The sequence below is a fragment of the Streptomyces rugosispiralis genome (assembly GCF_024505145.1).
Taxonomy (GTDB): Bacteria; Actinomycetota; Actinomycetes; order Streptomycetales; family Streptomycetaceae; genus Streptomyces; species Streptomyces rugosispiralis.
Genome location: NZ_JANIAA010000003.1, coordinates 80,187 through 98,268, shown reverse-complemented (window position 1 = coordinate 98,268; position 18,082 = coordinate 80,187). Strand labels below are relative to the sequence as shown.

At 72.1% G+C, this 18,082-nt stretch carries 13 protein-coding genes and 1 pseudogene; 8 read left to right on the top strand and 6 right to left on the bottom strand.

Going from position 1 to position 18,082, the window contains the following annotated elements; translation table 11 throughout:
* Nucleotides 1-9: 9 nt before the first annotated feature.
* From NP777_RS06910 to dhaK, 5 genes are all read right to left on the bottom strand, one after another.
* Nucleotides 10-933: a terpene synthase family protein gene (locus NP777_RS06910; RefSeq protein WP_256649163.1), complete on the bottom strand. Its 924-nt coding sequence runs from the start codon at nt 931-933 to the stop codon at nt 10-12.
* Nucleotides 930-2,009 (bottom strand): polyprenyl synthetase family protein, encoded by a 1,080-nt coding sequence (locus tag NP777_RS06905; RefSeq protein WP_256649162.1) that lies wholly within the window; start codon nt 2,007-2,009, stop codon nt 930-932. Before NP777_RS06905 ends, NP777_RS06910 begins: the two co-directional genes overlap by 4 nt.
* A 719-nt stretch (nt 2,010-2,728) precedes the next feature.
* Nucleotides 2,729-3,139: a dihydroxyacetone kinase phosphoryl donor subunit DhaM gene (gene dhaM / locus NP777_RS06900; RefSeq protein ID WP_256649161.1), complete on the bottom strand. Its 411-nt coding sequence runs from the start codon at nt 3,137-3,139 to the stop codon at nt 2,729-2,731.
* Entirely contained in the window at nt 3,136-3,771 is a 636-nt protein-coding gene (gene dhaL, locus NP777_RS06895) for a dihydroxyacetone kinase subunit DhaL (protein ID WP_256649160.1), read from the bottom strand. Before dhaL ends, dhaM begins: the two co-directional genes overlap by 4 nt.
* A 60-nt stretch (nt 3,772-3,831) precedes the next feature.
* A complete protein-coding gene (dhaK, locus tag NP777_RS06890) occupies nt 3,832-4,824 on the bottom strand; it encodes a dihydroxyacetone kinase subunit DhaK (protein WP_256649159.1) in 993 nt (330 codons plus the stop codon).
* A gap of 141 nt (nt 4,825-4,965) precedes the next feature.
* On the opposite strand from dhaK, the gene NP777_RS06885 reads away from it, so the two are divergent.
* Together NP777_RS06885 and NP777_RS06880 are read left to right on the top strand one after the other, a co-directional pair.
* Nucleotides 4,966-7,074, top strand: coding sequence for a pyridoxamine 5'-phosphate oxidase family protein (locus NP777_RS06885; protein ID WP_256649158.1), 2,109 nt, complete (start codon nt 4,966-4,968; stop codon nt 7,072-7,074).
* Nucleotides 7,075-7,210: 136 nt separating this feature from the next.
* On the top strand, nt 7,211-8,389 hold the full coding sequence (locus NP777_RS06880) for an acyl-CoA dehydrogenase family protein (RefSeq protein WP_256649157.1): 1,179 nt from the start codon (nt 7,211-7,213) through the stop codon (nt 8,387-8,389).
* Between the two features lie 36 nt (nt 8,390-8,425).
* On the opposite strand, the gene NP777_RS06875 is transcribed toward NP777_RS06880, so the two are convergent.
* Nucleotides 8,426-10,819: an ATP-binding cassette domain-containing protein gene (locus NP777_RS06875; RefSeq protein WP_256649156.1), complete on the bottom strand. Its 2,394-nt coding sequence runs from the start codon at nt 10,817-10,819 to the stop codon at nt 8,426-8,428.
* 250 nt (nt 10,820-11,069) lie between these two features.
* Here NP777_RS06875 and NP777_RS06870 point away from each other — a divergent pair, with 250 nt between their 5' ends.
* The 6 genes and pseudogenes from NP777_RS06870 to NP777_RS06845 all read left to right on the top strand — a co-directional run bounded on the left by NP777_RS06870 (nt 11,070) and on the right by NP777_RS06845 (nt 18,072).
* Entirely contained in the window at nt 11,070-11,498 is a 429-nt protein-coding gene (locus tag NP777_RS06870; RefSeq protein ID WP_256649155.1) for a helix-turn-helix transcriptional regulator, read from the top strand.
* Nucleotides 11,499-11,508: 10 nt separating this feature from the next.
* Nucleotides 11,509-11,925: a VOC family protein gene (locus tag NP777_RS06865; RefSeq protein WP_256649154.1), complete on the top strand. Its 417-nt coding sequence runs from the start codon at nt 11,509-11,511 to the stop codon at nt 11,923-11,925.
* Nucleotides 11,926-11,988: 63 nt separating this feature from the next.
* Nucleotides 11,989-12,932, top strand: a pseudogene (locus NP777_RS06860) (oxygenase MpaB family protein).
* Between the two features lie 22 nt (nt 12,933-12,954).
* Nucleotides 12,955-15,225 (top strand): serine/threonine-protein kinase, encoded by a 2,271-nt coding sequence (locus NP777_RS06855; RefSeq protein ID WP_256649153.1) that lies wholly within the window; start codon nt 12,955-12,957, stop codon nt 15,223-15,225.
* A 67-nt stretch (nt 15,226-15,292) separates the two neighbouring features.
* Nucleotides 15,293-16,849, top strand: coding sequence for a phytoene desaturase family protein (locus NP777_RS06850; protein ID WP_256649152.1), 1,557 nt, complete (start codon nt 15,293-15,295; stop codon nt 16,847-16,849).
* A 119-nt stretch (nt 16,850-16,968) separates the two neighbouring features.
* Nucleotides 16,969-18,072: an NAD(P)H-dependent flavin oxidoreductase gene (locus NP777_RS06845; RefSeq protein WP_256649151.1), complete on the top strand. Its 1,104-nt coding sequence runs from the start codon at nt 16,969-16,971 to the stop codon at nt 18,070-18,072.
* The last annotated feature ends 10 nt before the right edge of the window (nt 18,073-18,082 follow it).

Sequence of the window (18,082 nt, the reverse complement as noted above, 5' to 3'; positions counted from 1 at the left end):
CCCGTTCCCTCACTGGATGCGAGAGTTGACGTCGTTGACGGCCGTCTTGTAGCGCTTGTTGCTGGTGGTCCAGACGAAGTTGCCGTAGATCAGATCGAGGAAGACGTCCTGCGTCAGCCGGTCGAACGCCTTGATGCACTCGATGTCCTCGACCATGTCATCCAGCCGGGCCTGGAAGAACTCCTTGAACGCCGTCTCATCGCTCACATCGCAGAGCCGGAAACAGTTGGTGATCTGGTCCAGGGAGACCTCGCGGTCATAGGAGTAGAAGTCGTTGACGATGGTGAGTCCGCGGGTGGTCATGCGCGCGGCCAGGCTGGTCTTGGCGTGTTCGGTGAACTCCGGATGCCGGTAGATCGGATACGACATCTTCATCCAGAAGTCGACGCCGATGTCGGTGACCCGGAAACGGAAATACTGCTCGGGGGAGGTGGTGCACAACGCCGCCTTGATGGGCGAGTTGCGGAACATATGGTCGCTGGTGACGAAGGCGCGGGCCGCCTCGTACGCGACCTCCGCGTCCTCGGGGCCGTAGTACTTCTCGCAGATCTTGCGCAGCTCGGGCAGGAAGAGGCCGAAGTCGTGGAGTGCGGGATCCATGTCGTCCCACACGAACGTCACGCAGTTCAGGACGCAGACGGCCTTGAACGCCTCCATGTCCTTGATATGGCGGGGGCTCTGGGACCACAGCACCACCCCCACATAGGATATCCAGCGCTCATCGGAAACCGATTTGCCGAGCGGGGCCACCGCCGCGTTGCAGTCGTCGACGACCTCGCGCAGTTCCGCGTCGGTCAATTCGACCTTGGTGGGCCGGGTGACGACATGGCGGTCGAACATCTCCTGGAAGCGGCGGGTGCACTCCGCCAGGTACGGGCGGACGCTGTTCCGGCGGATGTGCTGGGCCCCGGCCGTGGAAAATCCTGTCGTCATGAGTTCCTCACAGTGGCCATGCGGGCGATCTGCTTCAGCGCGTTGACCGCGTCCGCGGTGAATGGGGCGTCGTCGAGGGCCCGCAGGGCCTGCGTCCGGCGGTCGTCGATCATCTGCTCGACGGCGTCCCGGGCGGTGGTGGCGGCGAAGATCTCCTGAATGGTCGCGGCGTCCCGCTCGTCCAGCAGCGGATTGCCGATGAGGCTGCGCAGCCGCGCCGCCTGGACGCTGTCGGAGCCGCGCAGGGCGAGCGCGATCAGGGTGGTGTTCTTCCCGGCCCGCAGATCGTCCAGCTGGGACTTGCCGGTCGACTCCGGATCGCCGTACACGCCCAGCAGATCGTCGCGGAGCTGGAACGCCTCGCCGAGCGGCAGGGCGTAGGCGGTGAACGCCTCCATGGCCTCCGGGCGGGCGCCCGCGATGGCGGCTCCGACGTGCAGCGGACGCTCGATGGTGTACTTGGCGGTCTTGTACCGGTTGACCGTGAGGGTGGCCTCGACGTCGTCCGTCAGCTCCCCGGTGGCCTGCAGATCGAGGTACTGGCCCAGCATCACCTCGGTGCGCATCTCCGACAGCAGCGGCAGCACGGCGTCGAACTGGACGGGGGTCAGGCCGGCCGAGTGCAGGAGCTCGTCCGACCAGGTGAGGGCGAGGTCGCCGAGCAGCACCGCCCCGCTGACCCCGAACCGCTCGATCTGATCGGGGCTGCGGTCGGTGGTGCACAGCGCGGCCAGGGTGCGATGGATGGTCGGCCGGCCGCGACGGGTGTCGCTGTCGTCCATGACGTCGTCGTGGATCAGCGCGAAGGCGTGGAACATCTCCAGGCAGGCGGCCACCCGGAACACCGTCTCGGTGTCCTCGCCGCCGCCGACGGCCTGCCAGCCGGTGACACACAGCAGGGGCCGTATGCGCTTTCCGCCGGACAGGAAATCCCTGAGCAGCCCGGAGAGATAGGGCAGATGGTGCTGCGGGGTGGTGCTGGCCTTGGCCGTCAGGAAATCTTCGAGTACGACGTCCACCGACTCGCGGACGGTATCCGCATCCAAGCGGCCGGGGCTGAGCGTGGGTGTGGTCATGCGACTGACTCCTCCACGTCGAAATGTCGAAATCCGTTGATTAAGGAGAAGAAAACAGGCACGCGGAAACCCTTGCTTTGTATGGAAAAAGATGGATTGCCGTCCGTGCTCTGTACGGCGCCATGAAGGCAGACGTGAGACGCGACCGCCGCCATGGTCGATATGTCGAACGCCCCGTGAAGGGTGCGAAGATCAGACGCTCAGGGAATCGTCCGGTCGGCGCGGAGAGGTCATTTCCGCGCATGGAATCCGGGCCGGGCCACAAAGGGACCCCGGCCGGTGCGACACCCGCGTGGACATCATCGGTTCGATGGATGCCAGGTGCGCGCGGGCACACTCAATTGCGCTCATTTATTCCCCCTGAGTGCCGCCGGTCCCCCCACTCGGACATGAGCAGTCTAGACGCAAGATCGACGGATTCGGAAGCCCGTTCTGCTATCGCGCCTATCACTTGACGGCCGAAGGGGGCGGGGTGCTGTCACCGGGCCCGGAGCGGTCCGAAACCGGGCAACTCGCCCCGTACGCGCCGAGTATCAGCGGAATAAGCGGCGGTGCAAATATGCGTCCTGAGTGTTCGTTGAAAGATGAACAGAGCCCGGACGGAACTGGGTTGGGGGGGAACTGGGTTCGGGCGGAACGGGGGCTCGGACGGAACGGGGCTCGGACGGAACAGGGCCCCGCCGGTGTCGGCGGGGCCCGTTCAATGGCGTGCGGCGGTATCAGACCTTGCGGTAGTCGTACGCCTCCGAGGCCGCCTGGAGCACCGCCTCCACATCCGCCCCGGTCGAGGCGGTGACGAGCGCCGCGACCGCGCCCTCCACGAGCGGCGCGTCCACCAATCGGGTGCCGTCGGGCAGTTCGTCGCCCTCGGCCAGCAGCGCCTTGACGGACAGGACCGCGCTGCCCAGGTCCACCAGGACCGCCACTCCGGCGCCCCGGTCGACCGCCTGGGCCGCCTCCGCTATCAGCTCCGGACTGGTGCCGAAGCCGCCGTCCGGGGTGCCGCCCGCGGCGCGGACCGGCGCCGTGCCGCCGCCGGACAGCGCCTTCGCCAGCTCGGCGACGGAGTCGGCCACCGCCGCGCTGTGCGACACCAGGACTATGCCGACCTTCCCGCTCTCCTCGGTCATCGGGCCGCCTCCGCCAGCGCGCCGATGATCAGCGCGGAAGAGGTGGCGCCCGGGTCCTGGTGGCCCACGCTGCGGTCACCCAGATAGCTGGCCCTGCCCTTGCGGGCCAGCATCGGCACGGTGGCCAGCGCCCCCTTCTCGGCGGCCTCGCCCGCGGCCGCGAACGACCCGGCGTCCCCGCCCAGCGCCTCGACGGCGGGGAGCAGCGCGTCCAGCATCGTCTTGTCGCCGGGCGCGGCGCCACCGAGCTGCGCCACCGCGTCCACCCCGGCCCGCAGCGCGTCCGCCAACTGCTGCGGGGTGATCTGCTCGGCGTCGCCGAGCGCCTTGCCGGCGCGCCGCAGCAGCGTGCCGTACAGCGGTCCGGAGGCCCCGCCGACCTTGGAGATCAGCTGGCGCCCGGCCAGGATGAGCGTGGCCCCGGGCGAGCCCGGGGGCTCCTTCTCCAGCGCCTCGGTCACGGCGGCGAAGCCGCGCTGCATATTGGTGCCGTGGTCGGCGTCGCCGATCGCGGAGTCCAGGTCGGTGAGACGGGCCGCCTCACGGCTCACGGAGGTGGCCGCGGCGGTGAGCCATCGGAGGAAGAAAGGGGTGTCGAGCACGTCGTCGACGGCGGGTTCACTGCTGGACACAGACGCCTCCTCGGGGTGTAGCCAATGGCGACAGCGTACGTATCGGGGGGCCGGCCGGTCTCAGGCGCCCCAGCGCAGCCCGGCGGTCCGCACCGGCGCGTCCCACAGCCGCAGGAGGTCCTCGTCGACCTGGCACAGCGTGATCGAGGCGCCCGCCATGTCGAGTGATGTGACGTAGTTGCCGACGAGCGTACGCGCCACCGCCACCCGGCGCTCGCCGAGCGCCCGGTGCACCTCGGCGGCGAAGCCGTACAGCTCCAGCTGCGGGGTCGCCCCCATGCCGTTGACGAGCAGCAGCACCGGGCTGTCCGGGCGCAGGTCCTCGATCACCACCTCCACCGCGTAGTCGGCGATCTCGTGGGAGGTCATCATCGCCCGCCGCTCACGCCCCGGCTCGCCGTGGATGCCCACGCCCAACTCCAGCTCCCCGGCGGGCAGATCGAAGGTGGGGCCGCCCTTGGCCGGGGTGGAGCAGGCGCTGAGCGCGACGCCGAAGCTCCGCGAGAGCTCGTTCACCCGCCGGGCGATCGACTCCACCCGCTCCAGCGGCGCGCCCTCGTCGGCCGCCGCGCCCGCGATCTTCTCCACGAACAGGGTGGCGCCGGTGCCGCGCCGGCCCGCCGTGTAGAGGCTGTCGGTGACCGCCGCGTCGTCGTTGACCAGGACCTTGGCGACCTGGATGCCCTCGTCCTCGGCGAGCTCGGCGGCCATGTCGAAGTTGAGCACGTCGCCCGTGTAGTTCTTGACGATGAACAGCACGCCCTTGCCGCTGTCCACCGCGGCCGCCGCGCGCACCATCTGGTCCGGCACCGGGGAGGTGAACACCTCGCCGGGGCAGGCGGCGTCGAGCATGCCGGGGCCCACGAAGCCGCCGTGCAGCGGTTCATGCCCCGACCCGCCGCCGGAGACCAGTCCCACCTTGCCCTCGACCGGCGCGTCCCGCCGGACGATCACCCGGTTGTCGACGTCGACGATCAGCTCGGGGTGGCAGGCGGCCAGTCCGCGCAGCGCGTCGGGGACCACGGTCTCGGGGACGTTGATGAGCATTTTCATAGGTGTGTCCGTCCTCCGCCGGATGGGGGTGTGCACCGCTGCAACAGCGTACGGATCCGCCGCGTCCCTGGCACCCCTTGGACACTGAGCCGAACGGCCTAATAGGACGAAAAAGGTACATAGTCATCATATGGTGCGCGCATGGAGAATACTGCCGCACCGGCGGCCGCCGTCCTGCCCCCGCGCCCCCAGCCCCGCCCGCCGCAGCGGTACCGCCGTCCGGCCCCCTGGCTCGGTCTGGTCGCCATCGGATACGCCGTGGTCCAGCTCGCCGTGGTGATCCCGCACACCGGCCACGCGCTGGGCTGGGACGAGTCCGTGTATGTCTCCCAGGTCGATCCGCGCACCCCGCCCGCGTACTTCAGCGCACCCCGCTCGCGCGGTGTCAGTTTCCTGGTCGCGCCGATCGTCTCCGCCACCGACTCCATTCCGGCGCTGCGGATCCTGCTGATGCTGCTGTCCGCGGGCGCGCTCTACGGCGCCTTCCGGGTCTGGACCCGGCTGCTGCCCGCGCCCCAGGTGGCCCTGGCCGCGCTGCTGTTCTCCGGGCTGTGGATCACCCAGATCAGCGGGCCCGCGGTGATGCCCAACCTCTGGGTGGCGATCGGCGCCGTCGCCGCCGTCGGCTGGTTCCTCCGGGTGCCGGACGAACCGAACGCCCGCTGGTGGCTGGCCGCCGTCCTCGCGGGCGTCACCCTGGTGCGCACCCCCGACGGGGGATGGCTCGCCCTGCCGCTGCTGATCGGCGCGATCGGGATGCGCACCTGGCGGCCCGCCCTGCTTCCGCTGATCGCCGGACCGCTGCTCGGCGCCGCCCAGTGGATCGGCGAGGCGTACGACCGCTTCGGCGGCATCGGGGAGCGGCTGAGCGCCTCCAGCGATGTCGAGGGCGGCATGGGCCTCCACTTCAGCGCCGGCGCCGCGCTGCGCAGCCTCAACGGGCCCCAGCTGTGCCGCCCCTGCGAGGTGCCGCTGCGCCATCCGGAGCTGACCGTGTGGTGGCTGGCGCTGCCCGTGCTGACCCTCCTCGCCGTCCACATCGCCCTGCGCGACCGCCAGGAGCTGCGCCGGGTGCGGGTGGGGCTCGGCCGCCCGGCGGTCCGGCCCCCCGCCGTACCGCTGACCGTGCTGCCCATCGCCTGCGCGGCCACTCTCGCCCTGCCCTATCTGCTGCTCATCGGCTACTCCGCACCGCGCTTCCTGATGCCCTCGTACGCGCTGCTGGCGCTGCCGATCGCCGGGCTGGTGTTCCGCGCCGTACGGGCCGCGCGCTCACCGCAGCACCTGGCGGTCGCCCTCGGGGTGATCATCACGCTCCATCTGGCGAGCCAGATCGTCATCCTCAACCACACCGCCGAGCAGTCCGACGCCACCACCGGCCGCTATCGCACCGCCGCGAAGGGGCTGCAGCGGCTGGGGCTGCGGCCGCCCTGCCTGGTGACCGGCGACCGCGCCCTGCCCGTCGCGTACCACGCCGGCTGCTCCTCCGCCCAGACCAGCGGGAACAACCGGTCCACCACCCGGGCGGCGCTGCTGCGCCGCGCCGCCCGGGAACCGACCGCGCTGCTGCTGCGGCGCGGGCAGGCCCGGCCCCCGGACTACGCCCGCACCTGGGTCGCCTATCCGCTGCCGGGCACCGAGTGGAACGCGTATCTGCCCCCGGATCAGGCGCGGGAGTGGGAAGCCCGGAAATCCCGACAGGAGGTGTCCGGAAACGGTCCGAGCATGGGCGCCATGACGATGACCTACCCGACCACCAGCTGGGCCGGATTCGCGGCGGCCGAGCCCGCCTTCGCCGACTACGCCCAGGACCGCTTCCGGCGCTACCGCCACCATGTGCTGGCCACCCTGCGCCAGGACGGCTCCCCGCGGCTGACCCCGCTCGAAGTGAACTTCCTCTCCGGTGAGTTGTGGCTCGGCATGATGCCCGAGTCCCGCAAGGCGCTGGACCTGCGCCGTGATCCGCGGTTCTCGGTGCAGGCCAACCCCGGTCCGGGCGCGGACCTCACCGAGGGCGACGTGCGGGTGAGCGGCCGGGCGGTCGAGGTGACCGACCCCGGGACGCTCGCCCGCTTCGCCGCGGAGGTCCGGCCGCCCGAGCCCTTCCACCTCTTCCGCGCCGAGGTGACCGAGGTGATGCACACCGCCCTGGAGAACGGGCGGATGGTGCTGCGCACCTGGCGTCCGGGCCGGCCGGTACGGTCCGTACTGCCGGGCGGCGAGGACACCCCGCCCCGGGCGGAGGGCTGAGACCCGGGCCGTGGACCGGGCCGACCGGTCCGGTCCACGGCCCTTCCGTATTGTTGGAACACGTTCTACCGTGCCCCTCGATCCCAGGACGCTCCCAGCCCGCCGTCATGGCGCACGCGAGACTCCAGGAGGGGCCGTGGACCTCGAATACACCCCTGATCAGCGGCGGTTGCGCGATGAACTGCGCGCGTACTTCGCCGAACTGGTCCCCGATGACGCCTATGCCCGCTACGCCGACTCCACCGGGCAGAAGCGGTTCTACCGCGAGACCATCCGCCGACTCGGCACCGACGGCTGGCTGGGGGTGGGCTGGCCACGGGAGTACGGCGGGCGCGGGCTCGGCCCGGTCGAGCAGTTCATCTTCTTCGACGAGGCGGCCCAGGCCGGGGTGCCGCTGCCGCTGATGGCGCTCAACACCGTCGGGCCCACCATCATGCGGTTCGGCACCGAGGAGCAGAAGGCGTACTTCCTGCCCAAGGTGCTCTCCGGCGAGATCGACTTCGCGATCGGCTACAGCGAGCCCGACGCCGGTACCGACCTCGCCTCCCTCAAGACCCGCGCGGTGCGCGACGGCGACGACTACATCATCAACGGCCAGAAGACCTGGACCACCAACGGCGACACCGCCGACTGGGTCTGGCTCGCGGTCCGGACCGACCCCGACGCCAAACCCCACAAGGGCATCAGCATCCTGCTGGTCCCGACCGACGACCCCGGCTACTCCTCCACCCTCATCAAGACCCTCGCCTCCCACGACACCACCGCCAGCTACTACGAGAACATCCGCGTTCCGGCCACCCGCCGCGTCGGCGCCGAGAACGAGGGCTGGCGCATGATCACCACCCAGCTCAACTACGAGCGGGTCACCCTCGCCGCCCACGGCACCATGGCCATCCGCGCCCTGCGCGGCGTCCGCCAGTGGGCCGCCGACACCAAGCTCCCCGACGGCCGCCGGGTGATCGACCTGGGCTGGGTCCGCGCCCGGCTGGCCCGCACCCACGCCCGGCTGGACGCCATGAAGCTGCTCAACTGGCAGATGGTCGAGGCCCTCGAGCGGGAGGCCCTCACCCCGCAGGACGCCTCCGCCGTCAAGGTGTACGGCTCCGAGGCGCGCCGCGACGCCTACGCCTGGCTGATGGAGGTCGTCGGCGCCGCCGGTCCGCTCAAGGAGGGCTCGGCGGGCGAGGTCCTCCACGGCGAGCTGGAGCGCGGCTACCGCAGCAGCGTCGTCTTCACCTTCGGCGGCGGCAACAACGAGATCCAGCGGGAGATCATCTCCTGGATCGGGCTGGGGATGCCCCGGGTGCGCCGCTGAGCCACCGCACGGCGGCGCGCCCCACGAGGATTCCGGTCAGCCGCCGACGTACTCCGCGAGATGCTCACCGGTGAGGGTGGACCGGGCGGCCACGAGGTCGGCCGGGGTGCCCTCGAAGACGACGCGGCCACCGTCGTGACCGGCGCCGGGGCCGAGGTCGACGATCCAGTCGGCGTGCGCCATGACGGCCTGGTGGTGCTCGATGACGATGACCGACTTGCCGGAGTCCACGAGCCGGTCCAGCAGACCGAGCAACTGCTCCACATCGGCGAGGTGCAGCCCGGTGGTCGGCTCGTCGAGCACGTAGACCCCGCCCTTGCCGGCCATGTGGACGGCCAGCTTGAGCCGCTGCCGCTCGCCACCGGAGAGCGTGGTGAGCGGCTGGCCGAGGGTGAGATAGCCGAGTCCGACGTCCGTCAGCCACTGAAGGATCTTGTGCGCCGCCGGGGTGCGTGCCTCGCCGCTGCCGAAGAACTCCTCGGCCTCGGTCACCGGCATCGCCAGCACCTCGCTGATGTCACGGCCGCCGAGGTGGTACTCCAGCACCGAGGCGCTGAACCGCTTGCCCTCGCAGTCCTCGCAGGTGGTGGCCACACTCTGCATGATCGCGAGGTCGGTGTAGATGACGCCCGCGCCGTTGCAGGTGGGGCAGGCGCCCTCGGAGTTGGCGCTGAACAGGGCCGGCTTGACGCCGTTGGCCTTCGCGAACGCCTTGCGGATCGGGTCCAGCAGCCCGGTGTACGTGGCCGGGTTGCTCCGGCGCGAGCCCCGGATCGGGGTCTGGTCCACCGAGACCACGCCCTCCGGGGCCGGGATGGAGCCGTGGACGAGCGAGCTCTTGCCGGAACCGGCGACGCCGGTGACGACGCAGAGCACCCCGAGCGGGATGTCGACGTCGACGTCCCGCAGGTTGTTCGCGGACGCGCCGCGGATCTCCAGTTGCCCGGTGGCCTTGCGGACCGTCTCCTTGAGCGTGGCCCGGTCGTCGAGATGGCGGCCGGTGACGCCGTCGCTCGCCCGCAGCCCCTCGACGGTGCCCTCGAAGCACACGGTGCCGCCCGCCGTCCCGGCGCCGGGGCCGAGGTCCACGACATGGTCGGCGATGGCGATCGTCTCCGGCTTGTGCTCCACCACGAGCACCGTGTTGCCCTTGTCCCGCAGCCGCAGCAGCAGGTTGTTCATCCGCTGGATGTCGTGCGGGTGCAGACCGATGGTGGGCTCGTCGAAGACGTAGGTGACATCGGTGAGCGAGGAGCCGAGATGGCGGATCATCTTGGTGCGCTGCGCCTCGCCGCCGGAGAGCGTGCCCGAGGCCCGGTCCAGCGAGAGATAGCCGAGGCCGATCTCCACGAATGAGTCCAGGGTGTGCTGGAGCTTGGTGAGCAGCGGCGCCACCGACGCCTCCTCGAGTCCGCGGACCCAGCCGGCCAGGTCGCGGATCTCCATCGCGCACGCGTCGGCGATGCCGACCTTGCCGATCTTGGAGGAGCGGGCCTGTTCGCTGAGCCGGGTGCCGTCGCACTCGGGACACTCGGCGAAGGTGACCGCCCGGTCCACGAAGGCCCGGATGTGCGGCTGCATCGACTCCCGGTCCTTGGACAGGAAGGTCTTCTGGAGCTTCGGGATCAGACCCTCGTAGGTGAGGTTGACCCCGTTGATCTTCACCTTGGTCGGCTCGCGGTACAGGAAGTCGTGCCGCTCCTTCTTGGTGTACTCGCGGATCGGCTTGCCCTTGTCGAAGAAGCCCGACTCGGAGATGACCCGTACCACCCAGCCGTCCCCGGTGTACGTGGGGATGGTGAACGGGTCCTCGGAGAGCGACTTGGCGTCGTCGTACAGCTGGGTGAGGTCGATGTCGGAGACCGTGCCCCGGCCCTCGCAGTGGGTGCACATGCCACCGGTGCGGCTGAAGCTGACCTTCTCGGTCTTCGTCTTCTCGGCCCCGCGGTCGACCGTGAAGCCACCGGTCGCCGAGACCGAGGCCGTGTTGAAGGAGTACGCGGCGGGCGGGCCGATGTGCGGTGTGCCGAGCCGGCTGAAGAGGATGCGCAGCATCGCGTTGGCGTCGGTGGCGGTGCCCACGGTGGAGCGGGGGTCGGAGCCCATCCGCTGCTGGTCGACGGTGATGGCCGTGGTCAGCCCGTCGAGCACGTCGACCTCGGGGCGCGCCAGGTTCGGCATGAAGCCCTGGAGGAAGGCGCTGTAGGTCTCGTTGATCAGCCGCTGTGACTCCGCGGCGATGGTGTCGAACACCAGCGAGCTCTTGCCCGAGCCAGAGACGCCGGTGAACACCGTCAGCCGGCGCTTGGGGATCTCGATGCTGACGTCCTTGAGGTTGTTCTCACGCGCGCCGTGCACCCGGATCAGATCGTGGCTGTCGGCGGCGTGGGGCTCGGGCGACCGCGCGTCCGTGTCCGTGGCCCTGCTCATGGTGTCTCCATCTGTTCGGGCGGGGACCGTCTGCGCGGCCCCCGCCGGTGTCGCCCGAATCGACCCGACCGGCTTCGAACAATACGTCCGATTCGCAGGTCGTGGCTCGACGCTAGCCACACCCCCGCGACCGGGGCTTCTTCATTCCTGACCGGTTACCCTCCGCTTCCCCTCCGCGCCGGGTTCTCCCGCTCGGTCCGGACCCCCGCCGCTCCCGGTCCGCGTCCGCCCGCTGTGGGAAACTGGGCCGGTGAAACGGCAGGATCTCGATGACCTCGTCCGGCTGCGGCGGGCCCGCGACCGGATGGACCGCGACTACGCCGAGCCGCTCGACGTCCCGGCGCTGGCGCGGGGCGCCCTGATGTCGCCGGGCCACTTCTCCCGCAGCTTCCGCGCCGCCTTCGGTGAGACCCCGTACGGGTATCTGATGACCCGCCGCATCGAGCGGGCCAAGGCGCTGCTGCGCCGTGGCGACCTTACGGTGACCGAGGTCTGCATCGCGGTCGGCTGTACCTCGCTGGGCTCGTTCAGCTCGCGCTTCACACAGCTGGTCGGCGAGAGCCCGAGCGGCTACCGGGCCCGCAGCCATGACCACGGCGCCGCCATCCCGGCGTGCATGGCCAAGATCCACACGCGACCGGTCAGGAACGGAGAAGCGGGCCCCGCCGCGCGGCCGTAGCGTGAGCCGCATGGACATCACTCTTTCCACCTGCTTCATCGCCGTCGACGACCATGACAAGGCGATCCCCTTCTACCGCGATGTGCTCGGCCTCGAGGTGCGCAATGACGTGGGCTTCGAGGGGATGCGCTGGGTGACCGTCGGGTCGCCCTCGCAGCCGGACGTGAGCATCGTCCTGGAGCCGCCCCTCGCCGACCCGAACGCCTCGCCGGCCGACCGGCAGACCATGGCGGAGCTGTTGGCCAAGGGCCTGCTGCGCGGCGTCCTCTTCGCGACGGACGACTGCGACGCCACCTTCGAGCGCATCAGAGCCGCGGGCGGCGAGGTGCTCCAGGAGCCCATGGACCAGCCTTACGGTGTACGCGACTGCGCCTTCCGCGACCCCGCCGGCAATCTGCTGCGCTTCACCCAGCCGCTCAAGAAGTGAGCCCAGGGCGGTCCCGCCCCGGGGCCGGCTGACGCCTGGGCTGGCCGTCGGGAGGTGGTGGCCATGGCGGCGGCCATACGGCGGGGCGGATCGGACGGCGACCCGGGGCTCTACGGTCCCGGTCGGTCACCTGGCAGATGCACGGCGACCCGGTGATGTGGATCGCGGGGGTGCGCGCCCTGTACCTCCAGGCCCTGCATCCGCTCGCGGTGCGTGGCGTCACCCAGAACTCCGACTTCCGCAAGGACGCCCGGGGACGGCTGCTGCGCACCGCGCGGTTCGTCGCCACCATCACCTACGGCACCACCGAGGCCGCCGAGCGGGCGGGCGCCAAGGTCCGGGGCATTCACCGCGGGCTCTCCCTGACCGACCCGGCCACCGGGGTCCGGTACGGCGTCGACGAGCCCGAGCTGCTGCTGTGGGTGCACTGCGCCGAGATCGACTCCTACCTCCATGTGATGCGGCGCTCCGGCTATCCGCTCACCGCCGCCCAGGCGGACGCCTACGTCGCCGAGAACGTGGTGTCCGCCCGGCTGGTCGGCCTCGACCCCGCCGTCGTACCGGCCGATACGGCGGCGCTCGCCGCGTACTTCGCCACGGTGCGCCCCGAACTCGCCGCCACCCCCGAGGCCCGCGAGGTGGACGCCTTTCTGCGGCGGCCCCCGGTCCATGCCCTGCTCGTCCCGGCGCGCGAGGTGATCTGGGGGCGCTTCGCCTCGCTCGCCTACGGGACCCTGCCCCCGTACGCCCACGCGCTGTACGGGCGGCCCCCGCCGCGGGTGGTCAGCGGCAGATTGCGGGTGATGGGCAGGGCGCTGCGCTGCATCCCGCCCACGGCCCGCTGGCAGCTGCCGCCGAAGCACATCATGCGGGCGGTCGAACGGCTCGGCCCGGGCAGCCGCCCCTCGCCCTACAAACTGCGCAGAAACGCGGCCATACTGGACAGCGGGGATGTGACGGGGACGCGGACGTTCGCGGCCGGTCTCCACGGGGGCGGCGGGAGCTGACTTCCGCCAAGGCAGGGGGAGCATGGCGGACATCAAGTTGATCCAGGGCCGGTACCGGCTGCTGGAACGGATCGGGCGCGGGGGAATGGGCGAGGTGTGGCGGGCGCGCGATGAGTCGCTCGGCCGCCGCGTCGCCGTGAAATGCCTCAAACCGCTGGGGTCCCGGCACGACCCCTCGTTCACCGGTGTGGTGCGCGAGCGGTTCCGCCGGGAGGCGCGGGTGGCCGCCGCGCTGCAGCACCCCGGGGTCACCGTGGTGCATGACTTCGGCGAGCACGAGGGCGTGCTGTACCTGGTCATGGAGCTGCTGGAGGGCCGTGACCTCGGCCGGCTGCTGGCCGACAACGCGCGCCGGCCGCTGCCGGTCCCCGAGGTGCTGGACATCGCCGAGCAGGTGGCCGAGGCCCTCGCGTACACCCATGACCAGGGCGTGGTGCACCGCGATCTGAAGCCGGCCAACATCATGCGGCTCACCGACGGCACCGTGAAGCTCTGCGACTTCGGCATCGCCCGCCTCGGCGACGACGTCGGATTCACCTCCCGGCTCACCGGCGCCGGCGTCGCCATGGGCACTCCGCACTACATGTCGCCCGAGCAGATCGCGGGCGACCCGGTCGACCACCGCAGCGATCTGTACTCGCTGGGCTGTGTGCTCTACGAACTGGCCACGGGGGCGCCGCCGTTCGCCCTCGACGAGGCCTGGGCGATCCTCGTCGGCCACCGCCACACCGCGCCCGACCCGCCGCGCCGCCAGCGGCCCGAGCTTCCCGAGCCGTTCGAGCGCGCCGTCCTCGACCTGCTGGCCAAGACCCCGGAGGACCGACCGCGCGACGCCGCCGAGTTCGCCGGGCGGATCGCCCCGGGGCGGGCGTCCCGGCGGCCGTCGCCGTTCCCCGGGCCGCGCGGGGTGCTCCCGGCCGCCGGACCGCCTGCTCCGCGCCTGCTGACCGCCGGACCGCCGGCTCCCCGCCTCCCGGCCTGGGCCCGCCGTATGACCACCGGCTCCAAGGCGCACACCGGCGGCGTGGGGCTGCTGTCGGCGACCCCGCCCGACGCGGCGGCCGCGCTCACCGATGCCTGGACCGGGGGTCGCGAGGTCCCCGCCGACCCCGCCCCGCCCGGAGTGCCGGGCCAGTTGGCCGAGCGGCACCGCGCCGGGCTGGACCTGGGGCGGTCGGGCCGCTGGGCGGAGGCCGTGGAAACCCATCGCACGGTGGCCGCCGAGCGCGAGCGCGCCCTGGGCGCCGACCACCCCGACACCCTCGCCAGCCGCTATGAGATCGCCTTCGCCCTCGGGGCCCTGGGCCGCCCGGGCGACGCGCTGCGCGAGTACGAGCGGGTCGCGGCGGGCCGCCGGCGCGTGCTGGGCCCCGACCATCCGGACACCCTCGCCGCCCGCCAGGAGACCGCGTTCACCCTGGGCCGCCTCGGACGCTTCGCCGAGGCCCAGGACGTCTACACCGCCGTGCTCGCGGCCCGTGAGCGGACCATGGGCACCGACCACCCCGACACCCTGCGTTGCCGCCACAACCTCGCCTTCAACCTGGGCTGTCTGGGGCGCCGGGCGGAGGCGTACCGGATGGCGGAGCGGGTGGCCGCGGCCCGCGCCCGGGTGCTGGGTCCCGACCACCCCGACACGCTGGTCACCCGCTACGAGGTGGCCTGCGCCCTCAGCCGCCTCGACCGCTGGGGGGAGGCCCTGGGCATCTTCCGCGAGGTGACCGCCGCCCGCGCCCGCACCCTGGGCCCTCACCACCCCGACACCCTGGCGGCCCGCTACGAGATCGGCGCCGGTCTGGGGCGGCTGGGCCGGGGCGAGGAGGCCCTCGCGGTCTACCGCGCGTTGGTCGAGGACCGCACCCGCGCCCAGGGTCCCGCCGATCCGGAGACCCTGCGCGCCCGGCACGGCCTCGGCGTCGGCCTGGGGCGGCTGGGCCGCTGGGAGGAGGCGCTCGCCGAGGCGCAGGAGGTCCGCGCCCTGCGCGAGCGCGCCCTGGGCCCGGACCACCCCGACACCCTGGTCAGCCGCCGCGAGGTGGCCGTCGCCCTGGGCTGGCTCGGCCGCTGGTCGGACGCGCTGGCCGACTACCGCCGGGTGACCCGCGCCCGCGTGCGCGTCCTCGGCCCCGACCATCCCGACACCCTGGTCAGCCGCGGCGACGAGGCGCACTGCCGGGAGCGGCTGGGCCGCCACGAAGAGACGGCGGAGTCGGCTGAAACGGCCGAGGTGGCTGAGGCGGCTGAGGCGGCCGAGACGGCCGAGACGGCGGGGCAACGGGCGCGGCCGAGGTGACCCCCGGCGGCCGAGGTGACCCCCGGGCGGCCTGGCCCCGGCGATCACCGCGTGCTAACCAGAGGGCATGTCTCACAGCGATGCGTACGACGTCGTCATCGTCGGCGGTGGTCACAACGGCCTGGTCGCCGCCGCGTACCTCGCCCGCGCCGGGCGGAGCGTGCTGGTGCTCGAGCGCCTCGGCCACACCGGTGGCGCCGCGGTGTCCACGCGGCCCTTCGCCGGGGTGGACGCACGGCTCTCCCGCTACTCCTACCTGGTCAGCCTGTTGCCGCGGCGGATCGTCGACGACCTCGGACTGCGCTTCGCGGTGCGCAAGCGCGCGGTGTCCTCGTACACCCCCGACGTCCGGGGCGGGCGCCCCACCGGGCTGCTGGTGGACACCGCCGCCACCGGCAGGACGCGCGCCGCGTTCGAGCGGCTGACCGGGTCGGACCGGGAGTACGCGTCCTGGGAGCGGTTCTACGGCATGACCCGGCGCGTCGCCGAACGGGTCTTCCCCACGCTGACCGAGCCGCTGCCAACCCGGGAGGAGCTGCGGGCCCGGATCGGGGACGACGCGGCGTGGCAGGCGCTGTTCGAGCGGCCGCTGGGGGAGGCGATCGAGGCCGCGTTCGACGACGACCTCGTCCGGGGCGTGGTCCTCACCGACGCGCTCATCGGCACCTTCGCCCGAGCCCACGACCCCTCGCTGCGTCAGAACCGCTGCTTCCTCTACCACGTGATCGGCGGCGGCACCGGCGACTGGGACGTGCCCGTCGGCGGCATGGGCGCGCTCACCGACGCCCTCGCCGACGCCGCCCGCGCGGCGGGCGCGCGGATCGCGACCGGGTGCGAGGTCATGTCGATCGCCACCGACGGCACCTCGGCGGAGGTGCGGTACGAGGGCGGGGCGGGGGAGTCCACCGTGGCCGCCCGGTATGTGCTCGCCGGGGCGGCGCCGCGCGAGCTGGCCCGGCTGCTGGGCGAGGAGCCGCCCGCGCCGCCCGCCGAAGGGGCGCAGCTCAAGGTGAACATGCTGCTGCGCAGGCTGCCCGCGCTGCGCGACCGCGAGGTGGACCCGCGCGAGGCGTTCTCCGGGACGTTCCACATCGCCGAGGGGTACGGCGCGCTGGAGGAGGCGTACCGCCAGGCGGCCGCGGGGGAGCTGCCGCACCGGCCGCCGTCGGAGATCTACTGCCACTCGCTGACCGACCCGTCGATCCTCGGCCCGGAACTCGCCCGCGAGGGCTGTCAGACCCTGACCCTGTTCGGACTGCACACCCCCGCCCGGCTGTTCACCGAGGACAACGACGCGGCGCGCACCGCGCTGCTGCGCGCCACCCTCGCGGAGCTGGACGCGCATCTGGCCGAGCCGATTACCGACTGTCTGGCCAGGGACGCCGACGGGCGGCCGTGCATCGAGGCCAAGACCCCGCTGGACCTGGACGCCGACCTGCGGCTGCCCGGCGGCAACATCTTCCACCGGGACCTGGCCTTCCCGTACGCCCAGGAGGGCACCGGCCGCTGGGGCGTGGAGACGCGACACGCCAATGTGCTGCTGTGCGGCGCGGGCGCGGTGCGCGGCGGTGGGGTGAGCGGAATCCCCGGGCACAACGCGGCCATGGCGGTGCTGGAGAAGTGACCTCCGGGCCCCCTCCGGACGGCCCGGGGCGCGGTTTTCTCGTTCGAATCTGACGTCAATCTGACGTAGCGTCAGAAAAACTCTTCCTTCGTCCGGCGCCCTGCGGCATCCTGCCGCTCATGCAGACGGAGCTGAGCACAAGGCTGGGTGTCGAGCACGCCGTCTTCGGCTTCACGCCGTTCCCCGCCGTGGCCGCGGCGATCAGCCGGGCCGGCGGCCTCGGTGTGCTCGGCGCGGTCCGCTACGCCGCGGGCGAGGAGCTGGCCCGCGACCTCGACTGGATGGAGGCGCACACCGACGGCAGACCGTACGGCCTGGACGTCGTGATGCCCGCGAAGAAGGTGGAGGGGGTCAGTGAGGCCGATATCGAGGCGATGATCCCCGAGGGCCACCGCGCCTTCGTCCGGGACACCCTCGCCAAGCACGGCGTCCCCGAGCTCGCCGAGGGCGAGGCGTCCGGCTGGCGGATCACCGGCTGGCTCGAGCAGGTGGCCCGCAGCCAGCTCGACGTGGCCTTCGACTACCCCGTGAAACTCCTGGCCAACGCGCTGGGCTCACCCCCGGCCGATGTCGTGGCCCGCGCCCATGACCACGGCATCCTCGTGGCCGCCCTCGCGGGCAGCGCCCGCCACGCCCTCCACCACAAGGAGGCGGGGCTGGACGTCATCGTCGCCCAGGGCTATGAGGCGGGCGGCCACACCGGCGAGATCGCCTCCATGGTGCTCACCCCCGAGGTGGTGCGGGCCGTGGACCCGCTGCCGGTGCTCGCCGCGGGCGGCATCGGCAGCGGTGAACAGATCGCCGCCGGACTGGCGCTCGGCGCCCAGGGCGTATGGATCGGCTCCCTCTGGCTCACCACCGAGGAGGCCGAACTCCATTCGGCGGCCCTCACCCGCAAGCTGCTGGCGGCCGGATCCGGGGACACCGTGCGCTCCCGCGCCCTCACCGGCAAACCCGCCCGCCAGCTGCGCACCGAGTGGACCGATGCCTGGGAGGACCCGGACGGCCCGGGCACGCTGCCCATGCCGCTCCAGGGGCTGCTGGTGGCCGAGGCCGTCTCACGCATCCAGAAGTACGAGGTGGAGCCGCTGCTCGGGACGCCGGTCGGCCAGATCGTCGGCCGGATGGACTCCGTCCGCCCGGTGCAGGCGGTCTTCGACGAGCTGACCCGCGGCTTCGAGCGCGCCATCGACCGCGTCAACCGCATCGCCGGACGCGCCTGACCGCGCCCGC